This is a genomic window from Thalassospira lucentensis, assembly GCF_032921865.1.
GTDB lineage: Bacteria > Pseudomonadota > Alphaproteobacteria > Rhodospirillales > Thalassospiraceae > Thalassospira > Thalassospira lucentensis_A.
Genome location: NZ_CP136683.1, coordinates 37,301 through 53,064 on the forward strand (window position 1 = coordinate 37,301; position 15,764 = coordinate 53,064).

Sequence of the window (15,764 nt, forward strand, 5' to 3'; positions counted from 1 at the left end):
TGCAGGCAGCCTATGCTGCCCGCTGTCCGTTCTTGCGCGCGACAAGCTCTTCGAGGTTTTTATGAAATTCATGTCTGCCTTCGGCAGGCATCCAGACCTCATCAAAAATAGTCATGCCGCCAGTGATATCCCGATAGACCAGGAGATCAGGATCAACGATCCGGTCTGGCGACATCCCCCCGCGTCGCACCATGACTTCTTCAGTGGCAAGGCGATCCGCGATATCGACAAACAGCTGCTGCTTTCCAAAGCGCCGTTCTTCAATCCCGAAGCGCTGGAACAGTTTGAGCCGGACATGATGTCGCAGCATGCTGATTTGCCTCAGAACCGTGGGATCATAGACAGTGCGCAACTCGATCTGCGCCTCGGTAATGAGATACTGCCAGGCATCTTTGAGCATGAGAAACAGCTCCGCATCGATACGCGGCTCCAGGCCGCGCCTCTGTGTCATCGAGACGAAAAGCTGCCTGCGTGAAATTGCCAGCTGGGCAAGGGAAACATCCAGGCGGATTGCCTGATTGACAACCAGCGAGCTCCCCATGCCAAATGCTATGTCCGAAAGGTCGATATCGACCATTCTCAGACGCAATGGCTCGATTGTGCGCCCACTGGGCAACTGAATACGGGCAGGTAACATCAGGACATCCCCAGGGCGCGTTTGTAAACTTCGAGAATTTCTTCCTGCTCGATGCGTTCGTGCTCTTCCATTTTCCGCAGCCGGATAATCTGACGCAGGATTTTCACGTCATATCCAAGTGCCTTGGCTTCACCATAAACTTCCTTGATGTCAGCCATCAGGTTGGCTTTTTCTTCTTCAAGGCGTTCGATACGCTCGACATAGCTCGCCAACTGATCGGCTGCGATTCCCCCAACCTCACTCATCTGCGCATCCCTTTCCGATCGGATTTTTGGACAACGGGCGGGATCTGGCCCGATATCTTGGCGGCAACGGGCCTGCTGATGGGCAAAAATGCCTGTCGGCCGGTCATTTCCCGGAAGCCGCGGACCATACGTTGCCCCATCTCACCGCTATAGGCCCTGCCAAAGATCTGTTCAATTCGGTGGCTCCCGGCAAACCGCAGGAACTGGCCCCCTGCAGCAGCAACTTTCCGGAATGTTCGCAAAGTGCCGGGGGATTTTCCCCGATCCGCATCAAGCCTGTCATTGCCGGTTGCCCAGGCCGCAAAGGCAACGGCGGTTCTTTCCTCGTGGGTCATCAAGCGGTCCCCCGGAAAAGCCTGCCTGAGAAGCTTGCGCTCTTCAGGCGTGAGCACCGGTTCAATGGAATGCCACATCTCGTGATAGACGGTATCCAGGGGATCAAAGCGTGACGACAGGGAAATCGTGGACATATTGTAGTAGGGGACATGCATGCCTGCGACCTCCATGCGATCCGGGCTCGCTGCACCACTATTCAAAAGGGCCGGACCTTCGGCATATAGCTCCCTGACAAGATTAAGCTCAACAGTGGGATTTAGCCTGGTGGCGATCGCAATAAGCTTGCGTCGCAATGCTCCGTCGGGACGCTCGCCATCAAGCCCCGATACTACCTCAATTCCGGCCGCGGCCTTCAGCTCCATGGCGGATCGGAAGGCCAGGTCTGATGCGGTATTGAACATTCTGGATGCCCTCATCCAGTGCGCCAGCCGGTCTGCACCGCACCAATGGGACAGATTGTCCAGAATCTTTCGGGTATCGGGATGGAGAATATCAATGCGGTGCCGGCCCTCAAGATGCGTGAGCCATTTTCGCACTGTTACCTGCGGGACATTGCCCATGGCCGCATCCAGCATGGCCTGCCGCGCTGCCGTCAGCTTCTGCCACTGGATTTCTTCATCCCGAAAGGCAGACTGATAGCTTTTTTTAAGCGCCTCTATGGATTCTTCTTTCACCGGCATTTTCACCATTGATAAAATATCTTTTGATGACTATATTCCGATTGTTCGCGAATGCAAAGAGTGACTTCTTCATTTCCTGCTTTGCGGACATTCCCGGCAAAAAGAAAGGGGCTGCGAAAGCAGCCCCTTTTCAGTTCAGGGAGGCAAATCAGAAGGGGATTTCATCATCGAGATCGGGCGACCCTGCCGGGTCTTCCGCTGGCGCCTGATAACCGGCTTCTTCCAGAGACTTGATCCGGTCCCCCGACACCGGGAACATGACGATCTCGCGACCGATGATATTGGTATAATACTTGCCGTCAGCTCCTTTCCGGTTCTGCAGCTCGGCATGGACAACCATATTGCGATCGCCTTCTTTGATATATTTCTCGATCGTTTCGGCCATGGTTCCGTAAAAGCGGACATGATGCCACATGAGGTCGTCTTCATAGTTTCCGGTGGCTTTGTTCTTCTTCCGCCCCTTGGTCATCATGGGCAGGATCGCCACTTTTGTGCCTGTCGGCGTGAAGTGGATCGATGTTTCCCAGACAACAGGACTGCTGATCTCTATTTGCGGATGGCTCATCTGCATCTCCATGTCAAAAACATCTTTTGATGTTGATTGATTTTTGGATTATGTCAAGATGCAAATATTAATCAGCAATTGAGTCCGGACATGTCTTTTGTAAACAGGGTTACCCTTGCGTCTGATCTGCAGACCCATCTTGCCAGCCTGATGCCGGCTCATCAGACAGCTGAGGAGCGGATCAGATGGCTGGCAAAGGCATTCGCCAGCATTCAGCGCTGGAAGGGAGCCAGCGATGTCACCGTCGCACAGCATATCTGCGATATGTCGGCAAGGGCATCGTCTGAAGCAAAGCTTGCAGCATTCCTGCATGAGGCAGAGGAGGGGGCTCTGGGCGACTGGCTCTCGCCCGTAAAAGACATGTTTCGCACTCTTGGCATACAAAACGTCATCGACGAGATGATTGTCCTGCCTTTACGTCGCGAAATACATGAGATGATGGGTGCCAGATGGCCCGTAAGTGCAAAGATTGCTGCAGAAATCAAGATGCTCGATCGACGTCTGGCCGCCACGGAATATCGCGATACGGTCGATCACCGGATTTATCCTTCCTATCCAGGGGCGGCAGAGCCTTACCCCGAACTCATGCTGCCCTGGTCAAAAGTTCGGGCAGAAGAGCGCTTTCTCGAACTGGCTTATAGCCTGTGTCCCGCCCTTGCCTGCAAAGGGAATGAAAAATGCGCCTGATCCTTTATATCGCCGGATGGCTATGGTTTGGCATTGCCACAGCCACCCTTGCAATTACCGGTTTCGCGCCCGACATTCCCGTTCGCGATATTTCGCCTGTTTTTGTTATCGGTTTTACGATGTCCCTCATTCTGGCAGGGACGATCAACTGGTGGGGCGTAGAGAAAATACTGGCAGGAACAGGATACGGGAAATGAGCATCTGGCCGTTTTCAGATCAGGAACTCTGCACCCGCCTTGAAGCTTCCGAAACCCCGCCGGCTGCACCGCGTGCAATTTTGCGGTCCGAGCTTCTCACACCTCTGGTATGGGATCCGGCCTGCGGAAGGGGGATCTGCAGCGAAGCGGCAAGGGAAGCCGGATACAGCGTATATGCCAGTGACATCCACGACTGGGGCTATGGTGAGGCTCGCGATCAGGATTTTCTAAAATGCGAGCATCCGCCATCGATCTTTGGCAACAGGGAATTCTCCATCTTTACCAATGCTCCTTTCTCTCTTGCGGTTGATTTTGTTGAACACGGCTTCCGGCTTGGCGCCCGAAAGATAGTTCTTTTCCAGCGCCAGGGGTGGCTTGAAAGCGGTGAGAGACAGGATTTCTGGAACAGATCCCCATACCAGCGCAGCTATCTCTGCCGCACCCGGACATCCTGCTACTGGATGCATCTGTCCCCCGAAGAGCGGGCATCCATGAATAACGGCAGCACGGCATATTCCTGGTATGTTTTTGAGCGCGGGCAGAACTGCCGTTTTCAGGCCGACTGGATTGATTATGAGGAAGGCGACCACAAGCCTATGCCGGGCATTGCGCATTCCGAACATGACATCCGTGTCTATGAAGAACGTGATTTCAGCAAGATCTTCCGGCGCCTGTTCGGTCGCAGTATCCGGGGGAAAAAGCAGGTTGATATGGCCGAGATCGAACAGCAGATTGCGGCCGAGTAGGGAGGTCTTCCCCCATGTCAAACCAACAGATCAGGCTTCTGGCTGAGGAACTCATCGTACTGACGAAATTGCCGATAACGAAAGTCTGTGTACATGGTCCGCAGGAAGTCGGCTTTGTAACCCCTGATGCCGTATTCGTAGTAAATGCTGCGGATATCCGGCGGTTCCATGAAACCGGGCTTGAAGTGGTCAGCCTGACGCATATCCCGGGCTGGGATGATATCGTTCGGCAGATGTTCTAATTGCCCTGCGGCGCTTTCTTAAGGAAGCGCCGCAATGACGCACGCACTTCAGGAGTGATGCAGATCCCACGGGTTATATAGTCTGCATCCAAAACCTTTCGAATAAGTCCATCAGGAACCAAGGGCAGTAAATGCGCAAGTGCTGGATTGAAGCGTCTGTTTAACCAATCCGTCATGGCATGCAGCTCTCGCGCATCGCCTGTATCATGTTTGAGCATCATTTCCGCCAGGCTCAATGCATCAGTAATGGTACTCCACCCCATGATCTGCCAGTCAAATTGTTCATAGAACCCGTCACTTAATCGAAATCTCCAGCCAGAATTAAGCATCTGGGTCAAATCGATGAGTCCAAGGCTTTTGAGCTCATATACGGCATCTTCCAGCACCTCCTGATCTATTTCAGGGTGCCAGGCCGATATATCCTGCATTTGATACAAAGCAGTGCGCATGCCATCAGGACAACGTTCCGCGAGTTCCTTGCAAAGGATCGCCGTCTCCCCTTGTACGGTGATCTTTTCTGATCCGGATTGTTCTATATTTCTGAGCCGTTCATCATGCTCGTTGGCTTTCCGGGAAACAGCTTCCTCCCAGATCGAACGGTCTTGATCAAACTTTGTAGGATGGGTGACACGATACAGTCCGACAAGCAGACCACCTACCGGAACAGCTCCGACAATTCCTTCTGCAGCTGCGCGCAGGAGTGCACGAGCGGCATCTTCAGTCGGTGCCTTGATTTTGTCGGCGGACTGTCCGTCCTTGTCACTCAACTTCTTCTGCATGTGCCAGCCGCACTCCGGTGCCAGCCTGATCATCGGCATCAAGGAAAAGGACCCCGGCAGCCTCCAGACACTGTTTCAGGTCGCGCAGGGTTCTGGGATGCGGTTGGCGCATATTGTTTTCAAAATCTGCGATGGTGCGTTTGGCCACCATCGAGGCCTCATGAAGCTGATCCTGATTCCACCGAATAAGAGCTCTCGCGGCACGACATTGATCTGATGTAATCGTCATGGAAAAGCTGAACAGCCCTGTTATCAACTAGACATTAAAAACGCCAAACTGCATTATTACGGCAATCATATAGCAGGCATTTTTTACAGGCAATGGCTATCTCTGGACACCGACTTGACGAGGTGATCGTGATGAATTCTGAAAGAGAGCTGATTGACGATGCGAAATACGCGATCGGAAAACTGAAGGAAGAACTGGAATCCTCCCGCGAGGAGCTTGTGAGGCTCGGTGAGGAAATAAGCAATCCTCCCGATATCTGCACAGGCGATGTTCCCGATCTTCGCAAAATGAGCAATGCGGAACGCGAAACAGTCTTTCAGCTTCGTTCAGCACATGAATTACGTTTGCAAAGGCAGCAGGGCCTTCGAAAACGCATTGATTTCGTGACCGGTGAAATTGAAAGTTGGGAAGATAGAATTGTGCGGGCGAGAAAAGATATCGTCAGCTCGCAATCTCAGGAATAAGAAGATCAACGCCAGTAGATGTTAGCCATGCGCCATAGCCAAAGAGCATCAAAGATCCTGCAACAAGGACTATCGAGGCTATATGCAGTCCTATAGCGCATTTTCCTCCCCATGGCACTGAACCGGCATAAAGCAACTGGCTTAAATAGGTTGTCCCGGTTGCGATGACAGATGCCAGCGCTCCAAAGGCAAACATGAGAACCGCAAACCCGATTTGAGATGTAAAGACCGTTTCATACTCTACCAGCTTTCCGACAAATGCCAGCATTGCGACAGCGGCTCCGCCATTGAGCAGCATTGTTGCCTTGAGTGCCGATTGTCCAGTCGTGATCACCGACCTGAACATTTCCAGAGATGTTTCACGCGCGTAATCAAGTTCATATGCGTGGTTTGCGAGCAGGAAGTCCCGATCAGGGCTTGCTTTCTCAGTGATACCATCAAGCGCATTCAGGAGCGCCTCGGGATCAATTGACTGGCCTTTTCCCTGAACAATCCTGATTTCCTGCTTCAGGCTTTCAATTCTATCGCTTATTGACATCGACCCAATCCATGCTTGTCAAGCCAAGGTATGAAGAATGTAAAATTTGTCATAAGATATATTATGACCTAATTTTGCATGTCTTTTCAATGACTTAGATGTCTCTTAAATCAAATCCTCCCATTTTCAAGGTCATGGCATTGTCGTCAGTCAAAGCGACCCGTATTTTCCAGGTTTCCGACATGCTCCAGGAGAACGGTACCCTCCAGAACCTTAAATGTTCAACGGCCGAGCTTTCTTCGAGCTGCTCCCTTGTGGTATCTTTCGGAAAGATGATTTCGTGGGTGTATTGCAACTTCACCTCCAGTTATATTTTGCAGGTGCCACCTGAATTGGGTCCGGCCCGCGAGAAATCCCATTCGGATCCTGTCAGGCTTTCTTTTATCAAATCTCCCGCCAGGGCCGGATAAAGATCCAGTCCAGCCATGAGTTCTACTTCCTTCACAGGCACGATCGCATCGACAACTTTCTGCCTGACATCACTCCAGGCAGTACCGTCGAAATCATTATCGTGATCGAGAATGAATGTAATTGTTTGCAATCGCCCGCTTTCCACTCTCGCGATCGATTTGAAGAAGTGGCTGGGCACAGCAACACGGGTTTTGCCATTCCTGCTCCGCATTCGCAGGGCGTTATCATCCTCATCCCTGCCCGGTTGACCATCCCGGTCAAAGATTGCGCCGCTGGTAACATAGACTTCCGAATATGCCTCAGCCCATCGGCGGGTAAGGTGCTCCATTGACAGCCAGATGCCACGGTTGAAACACCCATGCTGTGGCGACATGTTCGACATCACATAACTGTTGACCTGCTGCAGCAGATTGTCTTTCAAGTCTGCATCATTGGCCATGTGGCCCTGATCATAAATCGGCTCGTCGTAATCAGTCGTCGTTGCACTGGCTCCCCGTTTGAGACGGGGATCTGCACGAGGACACTCAACCCGGATATTCCCTGAAGACTGATCAAGGTCAATTGATGTCAGCCGGTATGTAACCCAGATGCTGGTCATCAGATCCTGATCATGAGCCATGATGTATCCGCCCTGATAAAGGATCTGCTCATTGCCTTGAAAAGAAAATGCCGGCAGTCCGAATGGCGCATGATACCGGCTTATTTCATTCTGCAGGCCTGAGTTACCTGCAATGGCCATCAACTGCTTATTGGCCTGCTCTCTTTCCTCTGCCGTACAATTGCGTTTGTCCGCAGCTTCAGCATTTTGTGGCAAGGCAATGCAAAGCCAGGCAAAGCCGATCAAGCCCGATAGAATTCGCATGACCACCCCCAAGATAAATCCTGACCACCGTCAGTGACCGGGAATATTCTATCGTATGACGAGAGCAACTTACATTAGATTTTGTGCAATCTGTTGCGACCATCATGAGGTTTCCTGACAAGCCGGAAACATGCTGAATGCAATCTGGGAAGCACCCGATTTAGAACAGATTGTCGCCTGTTGGCTTAAGGAGATGTGCCCCCTGATTGCGAACAGAGTTTATATCTCTGGATATCGGCCATGCGGTCAGTAACTGTGATGGAAATGGTTCGCATACACGCGGCAGGACATCCTCGATGGGAGAGAAAAGCCAGTCGCGATATTCGTCTTCTGTCAATATCGCCGGCTCACGGTTATGAATTCGGGCCATCCGGTCTCCTGCCTCACGGGTCAGCATCGCAACCGTGTAAAACTCCATTTCTCTGGCTTTGACGGTACCTTGCCATTTCGACCAGATTCCCGCTGCCATCGATGGATCAAAACCTGTCTTACCGGTCACACCGATGGCATAAGGCTGTTTGGGCTTGTCTGTCGGCCGATGCCACTCATAAAAACATCTCATGGGGATCAGGCATCGATGGGATTTGACGGCCCCCTTATAGAATTTTCGATCGAGGATATCCTCAGCACGGGCATTAATTGTCGCAGGTCGTTTTTCGCTCAGATCCTGACGGAACCAGGAAGGAACGAATTCCCAGCGGGCATATTCACCCCAGATATGTTCCTGATCGCACAGGATGACCGGAATATCCTGTGTCGGGGCGGTATTGTAATTGGGCTGCGGGTTTGTCGATGGCACGGGAAAAGCAAGCCCGGCCAGCTCATGAATTTCCGCCCAGGTTAGGTCGTGGCTGTAACGCCCGCACATTTGCACCTCACTTTCTCACATATCGCAGAAAGCGCCTTCAGATTGCGTTCAATGGATGCAGCAATTTCCGGTGCGCATTCCTGCAATCTGGCCCGTCCGGTTCCAATCCCGGCCGATGGCCAGACAATCCTTCCGCCCAGTTTCGCATGTTCGAACAGACGTCGCCAGTCTGGCAGTGACGCTTCGTTCCAACGATCAAAATCAGCGTTGGAAAAGAAAGCCTCCGGGCGGAGGGAAGGATATATTTTTGTCGGGATTCCAACCGCATTCGGCGCCCCGCGCATTACTGCGGCCTGCCCTCCCCGCCCTTTCCTGACCAGGTTGTCCCCAAAGACAAACAGGACATCAGGCTCATCACGCAACATTTCTGATGTTATGTTCTTGCGAAATTCGATCATGGAAGGACGTTTCTTTCCAGACTTCAGCGATTGCAAACTCACCATAAATGCTATATTGCATTAAACAGGCAATATTGAGCAACCATAATCGACGGCTGAAACCGCAATACTAAAACAGCCTGGCAAGCCAGGTGCAACTGTTCTGCCTTTGGCGAGCGATCTCAGAGGTCCGCGAAAAGAAAGAAACACTGATCATGTCCTTTTTCCACGTTGGTATAAACGATACCGGCACGACTGAATGGACCGACCTTCCAACGATCTGGATCGGTGCCCCCGGGGCAGGAAAATCAGCGCGATTTTTTGCGCACAGCTGTCTGAAGTGCAAGGAAACCGGGCCTTGCATGATCATTGATGCTGGTGGACAAACCGACATTATCACTGGCAAGCGATTGGGCGATGGTCAACTGCCTATGGCTGAGCGCGAGGAGCTCAATGCTCATTTGATCGAGGAGGCCATTTTCATGACCGACAGGTCAGTGCCCATCCTGATTGATGAACCCCGGAGCATCAGCGGATATGCGGATAAGTGGGACCGGCAGATCTGCGAGATGATCCAGGAGAACAGACCCGTCGGATTGACCTATCAGCCTATTGGTCTGCTCAATTGTGCAGTCCGTCATGTCCTGCATAAATGTGTGATGGACTACATCCCAAGTGGCGGTAAGATCTCGCATGCGTTGTCCCAGCATGACGATCACGCCGCCGAAACCGCCCATGACCAGAAGGCGTGCGAGCATGAATGCAGCTAGAGCCCCAACCCGCATGCGCAGTGAACGGTCACACTGGCTGTTGAGAAACAGCATATGCGCGCCAATCGTGCAGGGCTCGATAAATCCCAAAAATCCCAAGCCCAGCGCAAGAAAGATCAGGTTGAACAGGTCCGGTGTCACGTTTGTAAATTCCTTATCATCGTCGCATGGTGTTACCCGGCACAACAGGACAGTCTGGCGACATCTCTCGCAAAGCCCTGAGCGGCAAGTTTCAGGCCCTCGACTGTGGTCAGATAGGGAAAAATCGTGTCGCCAAGTTCTTGGGCGGTCATCCCAAACCGTATGGCCAGCGCCATTGTCTGAATGCTGTCACAGCCCTCGGGTGCCAGTATCTGAGCGCCCAGCAAGCGGTCAGTTGCTTCATCTGCAATGAGTTTTATCAAACCGCGTGTATCACGGGCGGCAAGTGATCTGGGCACCAGATCAAGCGGCACGACAGATGTCTTGACCACAAAGCCCCGTTTCTGTGCCTGAACCTCGGAGAGACCTACGCCAGCAACTTGTGGATCAGTGAAGACAACCCAGGGCATCGTTGTGTTGTCATATGTCTGTTCGTCACGGTTATAGGCATTTATTGCCGCAAGTTTGGCGCCATAAGCTGCCATATAAACGAACTGGTCGCGCCCGGTCACATCGCCCGCAGCATATACATCAGGACGCGTCGTCCGCATGTACGCGTCCACAACAATTCCGCCATTCGAATTTACTTCAATTCCGGCCGTTTCGAGGCCTAATCCGTTTGTATTCGGCTTACGGCCTGTCGTTACCAGGATATGTTCAGCAAAAAGAACCTCGGCCTGGCCATCAACGTTAATGGTCAGTTCCGTTTTATCATTCTTCCGTTCAACCCTCTCGTAGGTGAGGCCCGTGCGAACGGATACCCCTTCATTCCTTAACTCCTGAGTGAGCGATGCAGCAATTTCCGGTTCTGCTTCGGGAAGAAGCCGTGACCGTGTCACCAGCGTAACCGAGCTGCCGAGCCGTGCAAACATCTGAGCCAGTTCACAACCGATATATCCGCCGCCAATCACGAGAAGTGATCGTGGCTGCTGATCAAGTTCAAGTGCCGTTGTACTGGTCAGACAGGGGACATTCTCAATGCCTGGAATATCGGGAAATGACGGGGATGTGCCGGTTGCAATGATTGTCTTTCTTGCAACAAGCTTTTTGCCGTCAAGCAGAAGACCGGTGTCATTAAATATAACGTCCCCTTCGAGATAATCGATACCATCATATTCGGGCAGCAGATCGATATATTTCTTCTGACGCAAACCGGAAACCAGATCCTCTTTAGCCTTGATCAGGGACTGCCAGTCAGCGACATGAGCGTTTCCGGAGAGGCCGGGAAAACGCGCAGCGGCCCCCGCACCATGCACGGCCTCTGCGGCACGGATCATGGTTTTGGAGGGAACACACCCGACATTGACGCATGTGCCGCCAATCATTCCCTTGCCGATAAGTGCGACCCTTGCGCCCTGTTCAGCGGCCGTAATCGCCGCCGAAAAACCGGCCGAACCCGCGCCGATGACAGCAAGGTCATATTCCTGTTTGTCGGTCGAACAACAATTGTTCATATTATTTTCCTTTCCGGGTGGTTGGTTGTGTATCGGTCTCGCAGCAAGCGCGCGCACGGGCTCGTTGTCGGTAGCCGTACAGTGCCAGGGCAATGAACAGGAGTAATCCGGGTATGAGGACATAGTCTATCCAGCCCAGCCATGCCGAGAGTCCAAGGGCCCCGAACGAGACAACAAGGATTGGTGTGAAACAGCAGATCACAGCAAAAATTGTTCCGACGATCCCGGTTTTGAAAATGGTGTTGCCACGCATTATTTAATCCCGCGCCTTGGCCGGATAACCGGCATTTGTCGAAGCGATCCCGATGGTTTCCACATTGGCGACTGACGGGTCGAAGGTGACAGTTGCGGTTTTTTTATCGAAGTTGACGTCTACGGCCTCTACGCCGGTGACGGCTTCCATCGCGGTTTTGACCGTCACCGGACACAGGGCGCAGGTCATGTTTTCGATGTCGAAAACGGTTGTTTGTTCATCCTGCGCTGTGGCGCTGGCAGCAAGCGCCGCAGTTGGGAGGTAGCCTCCCGGATATATGACAGCCAGTCCCAGGGCAAATGCCCCGGCCAGAATAATGCCTGTTCGTTTCATCTCGATTTCTCCTAATAGAACAGCGGTGCCCACCAGTTGATTGTCAGGGCCAATCCCACCAGCACGGTTGAGAACCACAGGGCGGCTTTGGTGATCAGTGCGGATTCCGGACGGGCGCAGTAAGACCCGTCGTCACAAGCTGGCTTGGTCTTGAAATAGACCTGCCAGAACCCCAGCCCGATAAATATCAGAGCCACCGTCGCGAAGAGTGGTTTGTAAGGTTCAAGAGCCGTCAGATTGCCGATCCAGGCCCCCGACACCCCCAGCATCAGAAGCAGGAGTGGTGCGACACAGCAGGCGGATGCAAGAATGGCTCCGACCACTCCACCAGTTGCAAGCAGACCTCTTTTTGTCTGCTTCCCGTCATCCGACAACAGGTCGTCCGATTTGATATCGTTCATGTGGTTTACCTCGAATTCGATTCGCAGTTAAGATACAGTCTGTAGCTGCTACAGATTAAAGAAGGTTTTGATCACATGGACGATCACAATTCCGGGAGGCGACTAAAGCGAGCAGAATTGTCGAAGGTGACAGGCTGTCATCTTGAAACGATCCGCTATTATGAAAAGACCGGCATGATGCCCGATCCGCGGCGCAGCAAAACGGGTTACAGGCTGTATGACGAAACACATGTTTCCCGGTTGCGGTTTATCCTGCGCGCCCGTGATCTGGGTTTTTCGATTGAAGATATCCGGGGGTTGCTGACTCTTATAGATGGTCAGTTGCAAACATGTTCGGAGGTCAAACAGCGTACGGAAAGCCATCTTGCTGACGTGCGCACAAAAATTGATGACCTGAAACGGATCGAACAGGTTTTGGCGGAAACAGCAGCTCAATGTTCAGGAAAAGATGTGCCTGAGTGCCCTGTTCTGGAAGCCTTGTTCCACGTTTGAAGTAGTAGCTTGTGAGTTCGGCTTCATCAAAAGGACAAAGAGGCCAGTTATCAATTTTTACAACATTGTCAGCATGCCAACAAATGAAGTAAATTTCAATTATTCCCAAATCCTTGAGCTAAATATCAACAAAAACTTATGATGGAATGCCAGATTCCAAAAAAGGATACGCCCCAAGTAATATATAAAATAGGAAGTATTTAGCAAGATAAACCAAAAAAGTTTCTGTTTATATAATTAAATCGGCAAGAGTAAAATATTGGTTTTTCGGTTTGTTCCACAGTAAAACCCCTCTACCTCTTATGCGTCTCTTTATCATTGATCCCAGAAAGAACGCCACATTCCTCTACATCCCGTCCATCTTTGCAACTTTCTCTTAGTGAAACGAGTTGTATTTCTAGCGCTTGTAGAGTGGCAATCTGTGATTGCACATGAGATATGTGATCATCAAGTAAAACGTTGACCGCATTACAAGGCTGATGAGGCTCATCCTGATGCTGCTGTAGTTCGGAAATCTCCGCCAGAGATAGACCCAGAATTCTGCAGCGACGGATAAATCTCAACCGTTGACCATGCTTTTTGGTATAGACGCGGTAGCCGTTTTCTCTCCGCCCTACCGACGGCAATAGGCCCTGCTGTTCATAGAAGCGGATTGTTTGTGTGTCGATCTCTACTAACCGTGCCAACTGACCAATGCGCATTTGTCCTCTCCACCCTATTGACCTTATAGTTACTATATAGTTTTGAATGGTAACACTGTAATTTAAAGTGGAACCATGTCATGAGTATATTCTGTGATAGCCTTTCTGGTAGTGATGCACCTCCGCCATCGAATACCGATGAACCGAACGCCTTCGAAGCATCAGAGCAATGGATCAGTATTTATGCAGTGCCAAAAATGGACTGCCCGTCAGAAGAACGAATAATCCGCCTCGCCCTGAATGGCCTTAAGGAGATTCAGACCTTGTCCTTCGACTTGTCGAACCACCAGTTGGAGGTCGTACACAATGGCGAAGTTGCCGCTATCACTACAAAGTTGGAGACCTTGGGGCTAGGCGCTACGCTTCAGGAAAGCACCGCAGCCGATCCAGAGACCATCAAGACCGCCGAAGCCTCAACTACCTCTATCAAACAAGAAGCAGGCACCCTGCGCTGGTTGCTTGGCATCAATGCACTCCTATTTCTAATAGAAATGATTTCCGGCCTGGCAGCCCAGTCCACTGGCCTAATTAGTGAGTCTCTTGATAATTTCGCAGATGCGGCGGTATACGGGCTCGCCCTTTATGCTGTTGGGCATAGCATAAGAATGCAGGTGCGTGCCGCGCATCTTGCTGGTGTTCTGCAGCTAATTCTGGCTGTTGGAGCACTAGCGGAGGTGGTGAGACGCTTTGTATTTGGCAGTGAGCCTGAATCGTTGGTGATGATGGCTATCGCATTCGTCGCATTGATTGCCAATGCCAGTTGTCTGCTGCTCATATCCAAACATCGGGAGGGCGGGGCGCACATGAAGGCAAGCTGGATATTCTCGGCCAATGACGTGGTGATCAATCTGGGGGTCATCACCGCCGGCGTTTTGGTCGCGTGGACCGGGTCCAATTATCCCGACCTGATCATCGGCACCATCGCCGGGGTCATTGTACTGAACGGCGCCAAACGCATTCTGGCTATCAAGGGTTAAGAGCAGTGTCCGTTGCGGGCAAAAATCGCTCACGGCATGACCTATTGCCCATTTCTGGCGTACTTCCTGCGTCGGATCAGGCGATAAAATGTCTGGGGCAACAATCAATGGCCTATGGCGAGTCTGTTTCTGTACCCCGTTCTTTAATTGGGTGCAGACATGGAACACCTGTGCTGCATTCAGTTGCCAATTGAGAAAACCACCAACTCTTCTTCACACGAATCAAGCCGTGCCATGTGAAACTCGGTTTGCTGAAAGATGAAGGATACTTTGAAATGTTAATTCAAGTGTTCCAATTGACCTTACCACCCCAGCTATCAATTATTGTGATGCTGTGAGCTTGCCGTCAAATCGCGGTACGCATCCATCAACGGACGATCCTCGGAGACATAGTCCGTATGCTCCTGATCAAGTTTTTCAAGTGCTGCCAGCATGAATTCGGCAATATCAAGCCTTTCCTGCCAGCAGGCATATCTGAAAGCATGTAAAATGACATGCTCCAATGGGTCGGTTTCGGAAGACATTATTCTGCACCTCCTTCATATCGAGGTTAAAGGCTACGCTATCCAGCAAAAGGAAGGTCAACAGAATTCTTCCGGACAGGCGGGATCAGCCGATAGACGACAGAACAGGAAATGTTTCCAGCAGCCAGAACGCAAAGGCGGACATATAACCGGTCACCATGGCCACGCCCATGACAATCATGATCAAGGCCGCCGCGGCACGAAGGAACCGCCCGAAACGCCCTATGGATTTCAATCTGGCAGACAGGCTCTCGGTGAACAGTGCCGCCAGGAGAAACGGCACACCTAGCCCCACGGAATATATGGTCAGCAATGCAATACCATCGCTGACCGTTGCCGACGCGGCGCTGACGGTCAGAATGGCGCCGAGAACAGGACCGATACACGGCGTCCAGCCGAACGCAAAAGCAAGTCCAAGAGTATATGCCGAAACCACACGCCCACCAGGCAGATCAAGATGAAAGCGCGCTTCCCGCATCATCCACGCCGGACGGAGCGTTCCCAGCATGAACAGCCCGAACAGAATGACAATGCCGCCACCAATCAGATTCATCTCGAACCGGTATCCGAGCAGGAACTGACCAAGTGCTGTTGCACTGGCCCCCAGAAGGACGAAAACCGTGGTGAAGCCCAAAACGAAACACAGGCTGAAACCAAGAGATGACAATCGACCAACTCGGATTGCCTCCGTTCTGGTCGAAAGAGAGGCACCACCCGCGATATAGGAGATATATCCGGGAACCAGAGGCAGCACGCATGGCGAGAGAAACGAGATGAGGCCTGCGGCGAACGCGCTTATTATGCCGATATTGGAAAGTTCAGGCATTAATCTGTATTCCGTAAAATCAGGAACCA

The 15,764-nt window shown here is 51.8% G+C and carries 24 protein-coding genes and 1 pseudogene; 9 read left to right on the plus strand and 16 right to left on the minus strand.

Annotation, left to right across the window (positions count from 1 at the left end; translation table 11 throughout):
- Positions 1 to 10: 10 nt before the first annotated feature.
- From R1T41_RS00090 to R1T41_RS00105, 4 genes are all read right to left on the minus strand, one after another.
- Positions 11 to 637 carry a hypothetical protein gene (locus R1T41_RS00090; RefSeq protein WP_317336982.1) on the minus strand — a complete coding sequence of 209 codons (627 nt, stop codon included), beginning with the start codon at positions 635 to 637 and terminating at the stop codon, positions 11 to 13.
- Positions 637 to 882: a DUF2312 domain-containing protein gene (locus R1T41_RS00095; RefSeq protein ID WP_317336983.1), complete on the minus strand. Its 246-nt coding sequence runs from the start codon at positions 880 to 882 to the stop codon at positions 637 to 639. The genes R1T41_RS00090 and R1T41_RS00095 overlap by 1 nt, the downstream gene beginning before the upstream one ends.
- The gene (locus R1T41_RS00100; RefSeq protein ID WP_317336984.1) at positions 879 to 1,892 is read right to left on the minus strand and encodes a hypothetical protein; all 1,014 of its coding nucleotides are present in this window, start codon (positions 1,890 to 1,892) and stop codon (positions 879 to 881) included. The genes R1T41_RS00095 and R1T41_RS00100 overlap by 4 nt, the downstream gene beginning before the upstream one ends.
- A 154-nt stretch (positions 1,893 to 2,046) precedes the next feature.
- On the minus strand, positions 2,047 to 2,475 hold the full coding sequence (locus tag R1T41_RS00105) for a single-stranded DNA-binding protein (protein WP_317336985.1): 429 nt from the start codon (positions 2,473 to 2,475) through the stop codon (positions 2,047 to 2,049).
- A gap of 24 nt (positions 2,476 to 2,499) precedes the next feature.
- Between R1T41_RS00105 and R1T41_RS00110 the strand changes: the two genes are divergently transcribed.
- The 4 genes from R1T41_RS00110 to R1T41_RS00125 are packed head-to-tail and all read left to right on the plus strand — an operon-like array spanning position 2,500 to position 4,335.
- Positions 2,500 to 3,150: a hypothetical protein gene (locus R1T41_RS00110; protein ID WP_317336986.1), complete on the plus strand. Its 651-nt coding sequence runs from the start codon at positions 2,500 to 2,502 to the stop codon at positions 3,148 to 3,150.
- Complete coding sequence (locus R1T41_RS00115; protein ID WP_317336988.1) at positions 3,141 to 3,347, plus strand: hypothetical protein; 207 nt, start codon at positions 3,141 to 3,143, stop codon at positions 3,345 to 3,347. Before R1T41_RS00110 ends, R1T41_RS00115 begins: the two co-directional genes overlap by 10 nt.
- A complete protein-coding gene (locus R1T41_RS00120; RefSeq protein WP_317336989.1) occupies positions 3,344 to 4,093 on the plus strand; it encodes a hypothetical protein in 750 nt (249 codons plus the stop codon). Before R1T41_RS00115 ends, R1T41_RS00120 begins: the two co-directional genes overlap by 4 nt.
- Positions 4,094 to 4,107: 14 nt before the next feature.
- Positions 4,108 to 4,335, plus strand: coding sequence for a hypothetical protein (locus R1T41_RS00125; protein WP_317336991.1), 228 nt, complete (start codon positions 4,108 to 4,110; stop codon positions 4,333 to 4,335).
- Here R1T41_RS00125 and R1T41_RS00130 read toward each other — a convergent pair.
- Together R1T41_RS00130 and R1T41_RS00135 are read right to left on the minus strand one after the other, a co-directional pair.
- The gene (locus R1T41_RS00130; protein WP_317336992.1) at positions 4,332 to 5,114 is read right to left on the minus strand and encodes a hypothetical protein; all 783 of its coding nucleotides are present in this window, start codon (positions 5,112 to 5,114) and stop codon (positions 4,332 to 4,334) included. The genes R1T41_RS00125 and R1T41_RS00130 overlap by 4 nt on opposite strands.
- Entirely contained in the window at positions 5,095 to 5,265 is a 171-nt protein-coding gene (locus tag R1T41_RS00135) for an XRE family transcriptional regulator (RefSeq protein ID WP_317336993.1), read from the minus strand. The genes R1T41_RS00130 and R1T41_RS00135 overlap by 20 nt, the downstream gene beginning before the upstream one ends.
- A 206-nt stretch (positions 5,266 to 5,471) precedes the next feature.
- Between R1T41_RS00135 and R1T41_RS00140 the strand changes: the two genes are divergently transcribed.
- Positions 5,472 to 5,807: a hypothetical protein gene (locus tag R1T41_RS00140; RefSeq protein WP_317336995.1), complete on the plus strand. Its 336-nt coding sequence runs from the start codon at positions 5,472 to 5,474 to the stop codon at positions 5,805 to 5,807.
- On the opposite strand, the gene R1T41_RS00145 is transcribed toward R1T41_RS00140, so the two are convergent.
- The 3 genes from R1T41_RS00145 to R1T41_RS00155 form a co-directional block, all read right to left on the minus strand.
- The gene (locus R1T41_RS00145; protein ID WP_317336996.1) at positions 5,785 to 6,345 is read right to left on the minus strand and encodes a hypothetical protein; all 561 of its coding nucleotides are present in this window, start codon (positions 6,343 to 6,345) and stop codon (positions 5,785 to 5,787) included. The two genes, R1T41_RS00140 and R1T41_RS00145, sit on opposite strands and share 23 nt — an antisense overlap.
- 307 nt (positions 6,346 to 6,652) lie before the next feature.
- Positions 6,653 to 7,618 (minus strand): DNA/RNA non-specific endonuclease, encoded by a 966-nt coding sequence (locus tag R1T41_RS00150; RefSeq protein WP_317336997.1) that lies wholly within the window; start codon positions 7,616 to 7,618, stop codon positions 6,653 to 6,655.
- A 160-nt stretch (positions 7,619 to 7,778) separates the two neighbouring features.
- Positions 7,779 to 8,486 (minus strand): SOS response-associated peptidase, encoded by a 708-nt coding sequence (locus R1T41_RS00155; RefSeq protein WP_317336998.1) that lies wholly within the window; start codon positions 8,484 to 8,486, stop codon positions 7,779 to 7,781.
- A gap of 739 nt (positions 8,487 to 9,225) precedes the next feature.
- Between R1T41_RS00155 and R1T41_RS00160 the strand changes: the two genes are divergently transcribed.
- Entirely contained in the window at positions 9,226 to 9,633 is a 408-nt protein-coding gene (locus tag R1T41_RS00160; protein WP_317336999.1) for a hypothetical protein, read from the plus strand.
- Between the two features lie 173 nt (positions 9,634 to 9,806).
- Here the strand turns inward: R1T41_RS00160 and merA are convergent, their stop codons facing one another.
- The 4 genes from merA to R1T41_RS00180 are packed head-to-tail and all read right to left on the minus strand — an operon-like array spanning position 9,807 to position 12,215.
- On the minus strand, positions 9,807 to 11,228 hold the full coding sequence (gene merA, locus R1T41_RS00165; protein ID WP_063093918.1) for a mercury(II) reductase: 1,422 nt from the start codon (positions 11,226 to 11,228) through the stop codon (positions 9,807 to 9,809).
- A 1-nt stretch (position 11,229) separates the two neighbouring features.
- Positions 11,230 to 11,481 carry a mercury resistance system transport protein MerF gene (gene merF, locus R1T41_RS00170; protein WP_063093920.1) on the minus strand — a complete coding sequence of 84 codons (252 nt, stop codon included), beginning with the start codon at positions 11,479 to 11,481 and terminating at the stop codon, positions 11,230 to 11,232.
- A gap of 3 nt (positions 11,482 to 11,484) precedes the next feature.
- Positions 11,485 to 11,814, minus strand: a complete 330-nt coding sequence (locus R1T41_RS00175) for a heavy-metal-associated domain-containing protein (protein ID WP_062956565.1) — start codon at positions 11,812 to 11,814, stop codon at positions 11,485 to 11,487.
- Positions 11,815 to 11,825: 11 nt separating this feature from the next.
- On the minus strand, positions 11,826 to 12,215 hold the full coding sequence (locus tag R1T41_RS00180; RefSeq protein WP_062956566.1) for a mercuric transporter MerT family protein: 390 nt from the start codon (positions 12,213 to 12,215) through the stop codon (positions 11,826 to 11,828).
- A gap of 75 nt (positions 12,216 to 12,290) precedes the next feature.
- Between R1T41_RS00180 and R1T41_RS00185 the strand changes: the two genes are divergently transcribed.
- Positions 12,291 to 12,707 (plus strand): MerR family transcriptional regulator, encoded by a 417-nt coding sequence (locus R1T41_RS00185; RefSeq protein ID WP_062956567.1) that lies wholly within the window; start codon positions 12,291 to 12,293, stop codon positions 12,705 to 12,707.
- Positions 12,708 to 13,000: 293 nt separating this feature from the next.
- On the opposite strand, the gene cadR is transcribed toward R1T41_RS00185, so the two are convergent.
- A complete protein-coding gene (gene cadR / locus R1T41_RS00190; protein ID WP_063093925.1) occupies positions 13,001 to 13,408 on the minus strand; it encodes a Cd(II)/Pb(II)-responsive transcriptional regulator in 408 nt (135 codons plus the stop codon).
- Between the two features lie 80 nt (positions 13,409 to 13,488).
- Here cadR and R1T41_RS00195 point away from each other — a divergent pair, with 80 nt between their 5' ends.
- Both R1T41_RS00195 and R1T41_RS00200 read left to right on the plus strand, forming a co-directional pair.
- A complete protein-coding gene (locus tag R1T41_RS00195; RefSeq protein ID WP_062956568.1) occupies positions 13,489 to 14,385 on the plus strand; it encodes a cation transporter in 897 nt (298 codons plus the stop codon).
- Positions 14,386 to 14,390: 5 nt separating this feature from the next.
- Positions 14,391 to 14,569: pseudogene (locus tag R1T41_RS00200) on the plus strand (signal peptidase II); the annotation flags it as partial.
- A 133-nt stretch (positions 14,570 to 14,702) separates the two neighbouring features.
- Here R1T41_RS00200 and R1T41_RS00205 read toward each other — a convergent pair.
- On the minus strand, positions 14,703 to 14,909 hold the full coding sequence (locus tag R1T41_RS00205; RefSeq protein ID WP_317337003.1) for a hypothetical protein: 207 nt from the start codon (positions 14,907 to 14,909) through the stop codon (positions 14,703 to 14,705).
- Positions 14,910 to 14,994: 85 nt separating this feature from the next.
- The gene (locus tag R1T41_RS00210) at positions 14,995 to 15,735 is read right to left on the minus strand and encodes a cytochrome c biogenesis CcdA family protein (RefSeq protein ID WP_062959159.1); all 741 of its coding nucleotides are present in this window, start codon (positions 15,733 to 15,735) and stop codon (positions 14,995 to 14,997) included.
- Between the last annotated feature and the right edge of the window lie 29 nt (positions 15,736 to 15,764).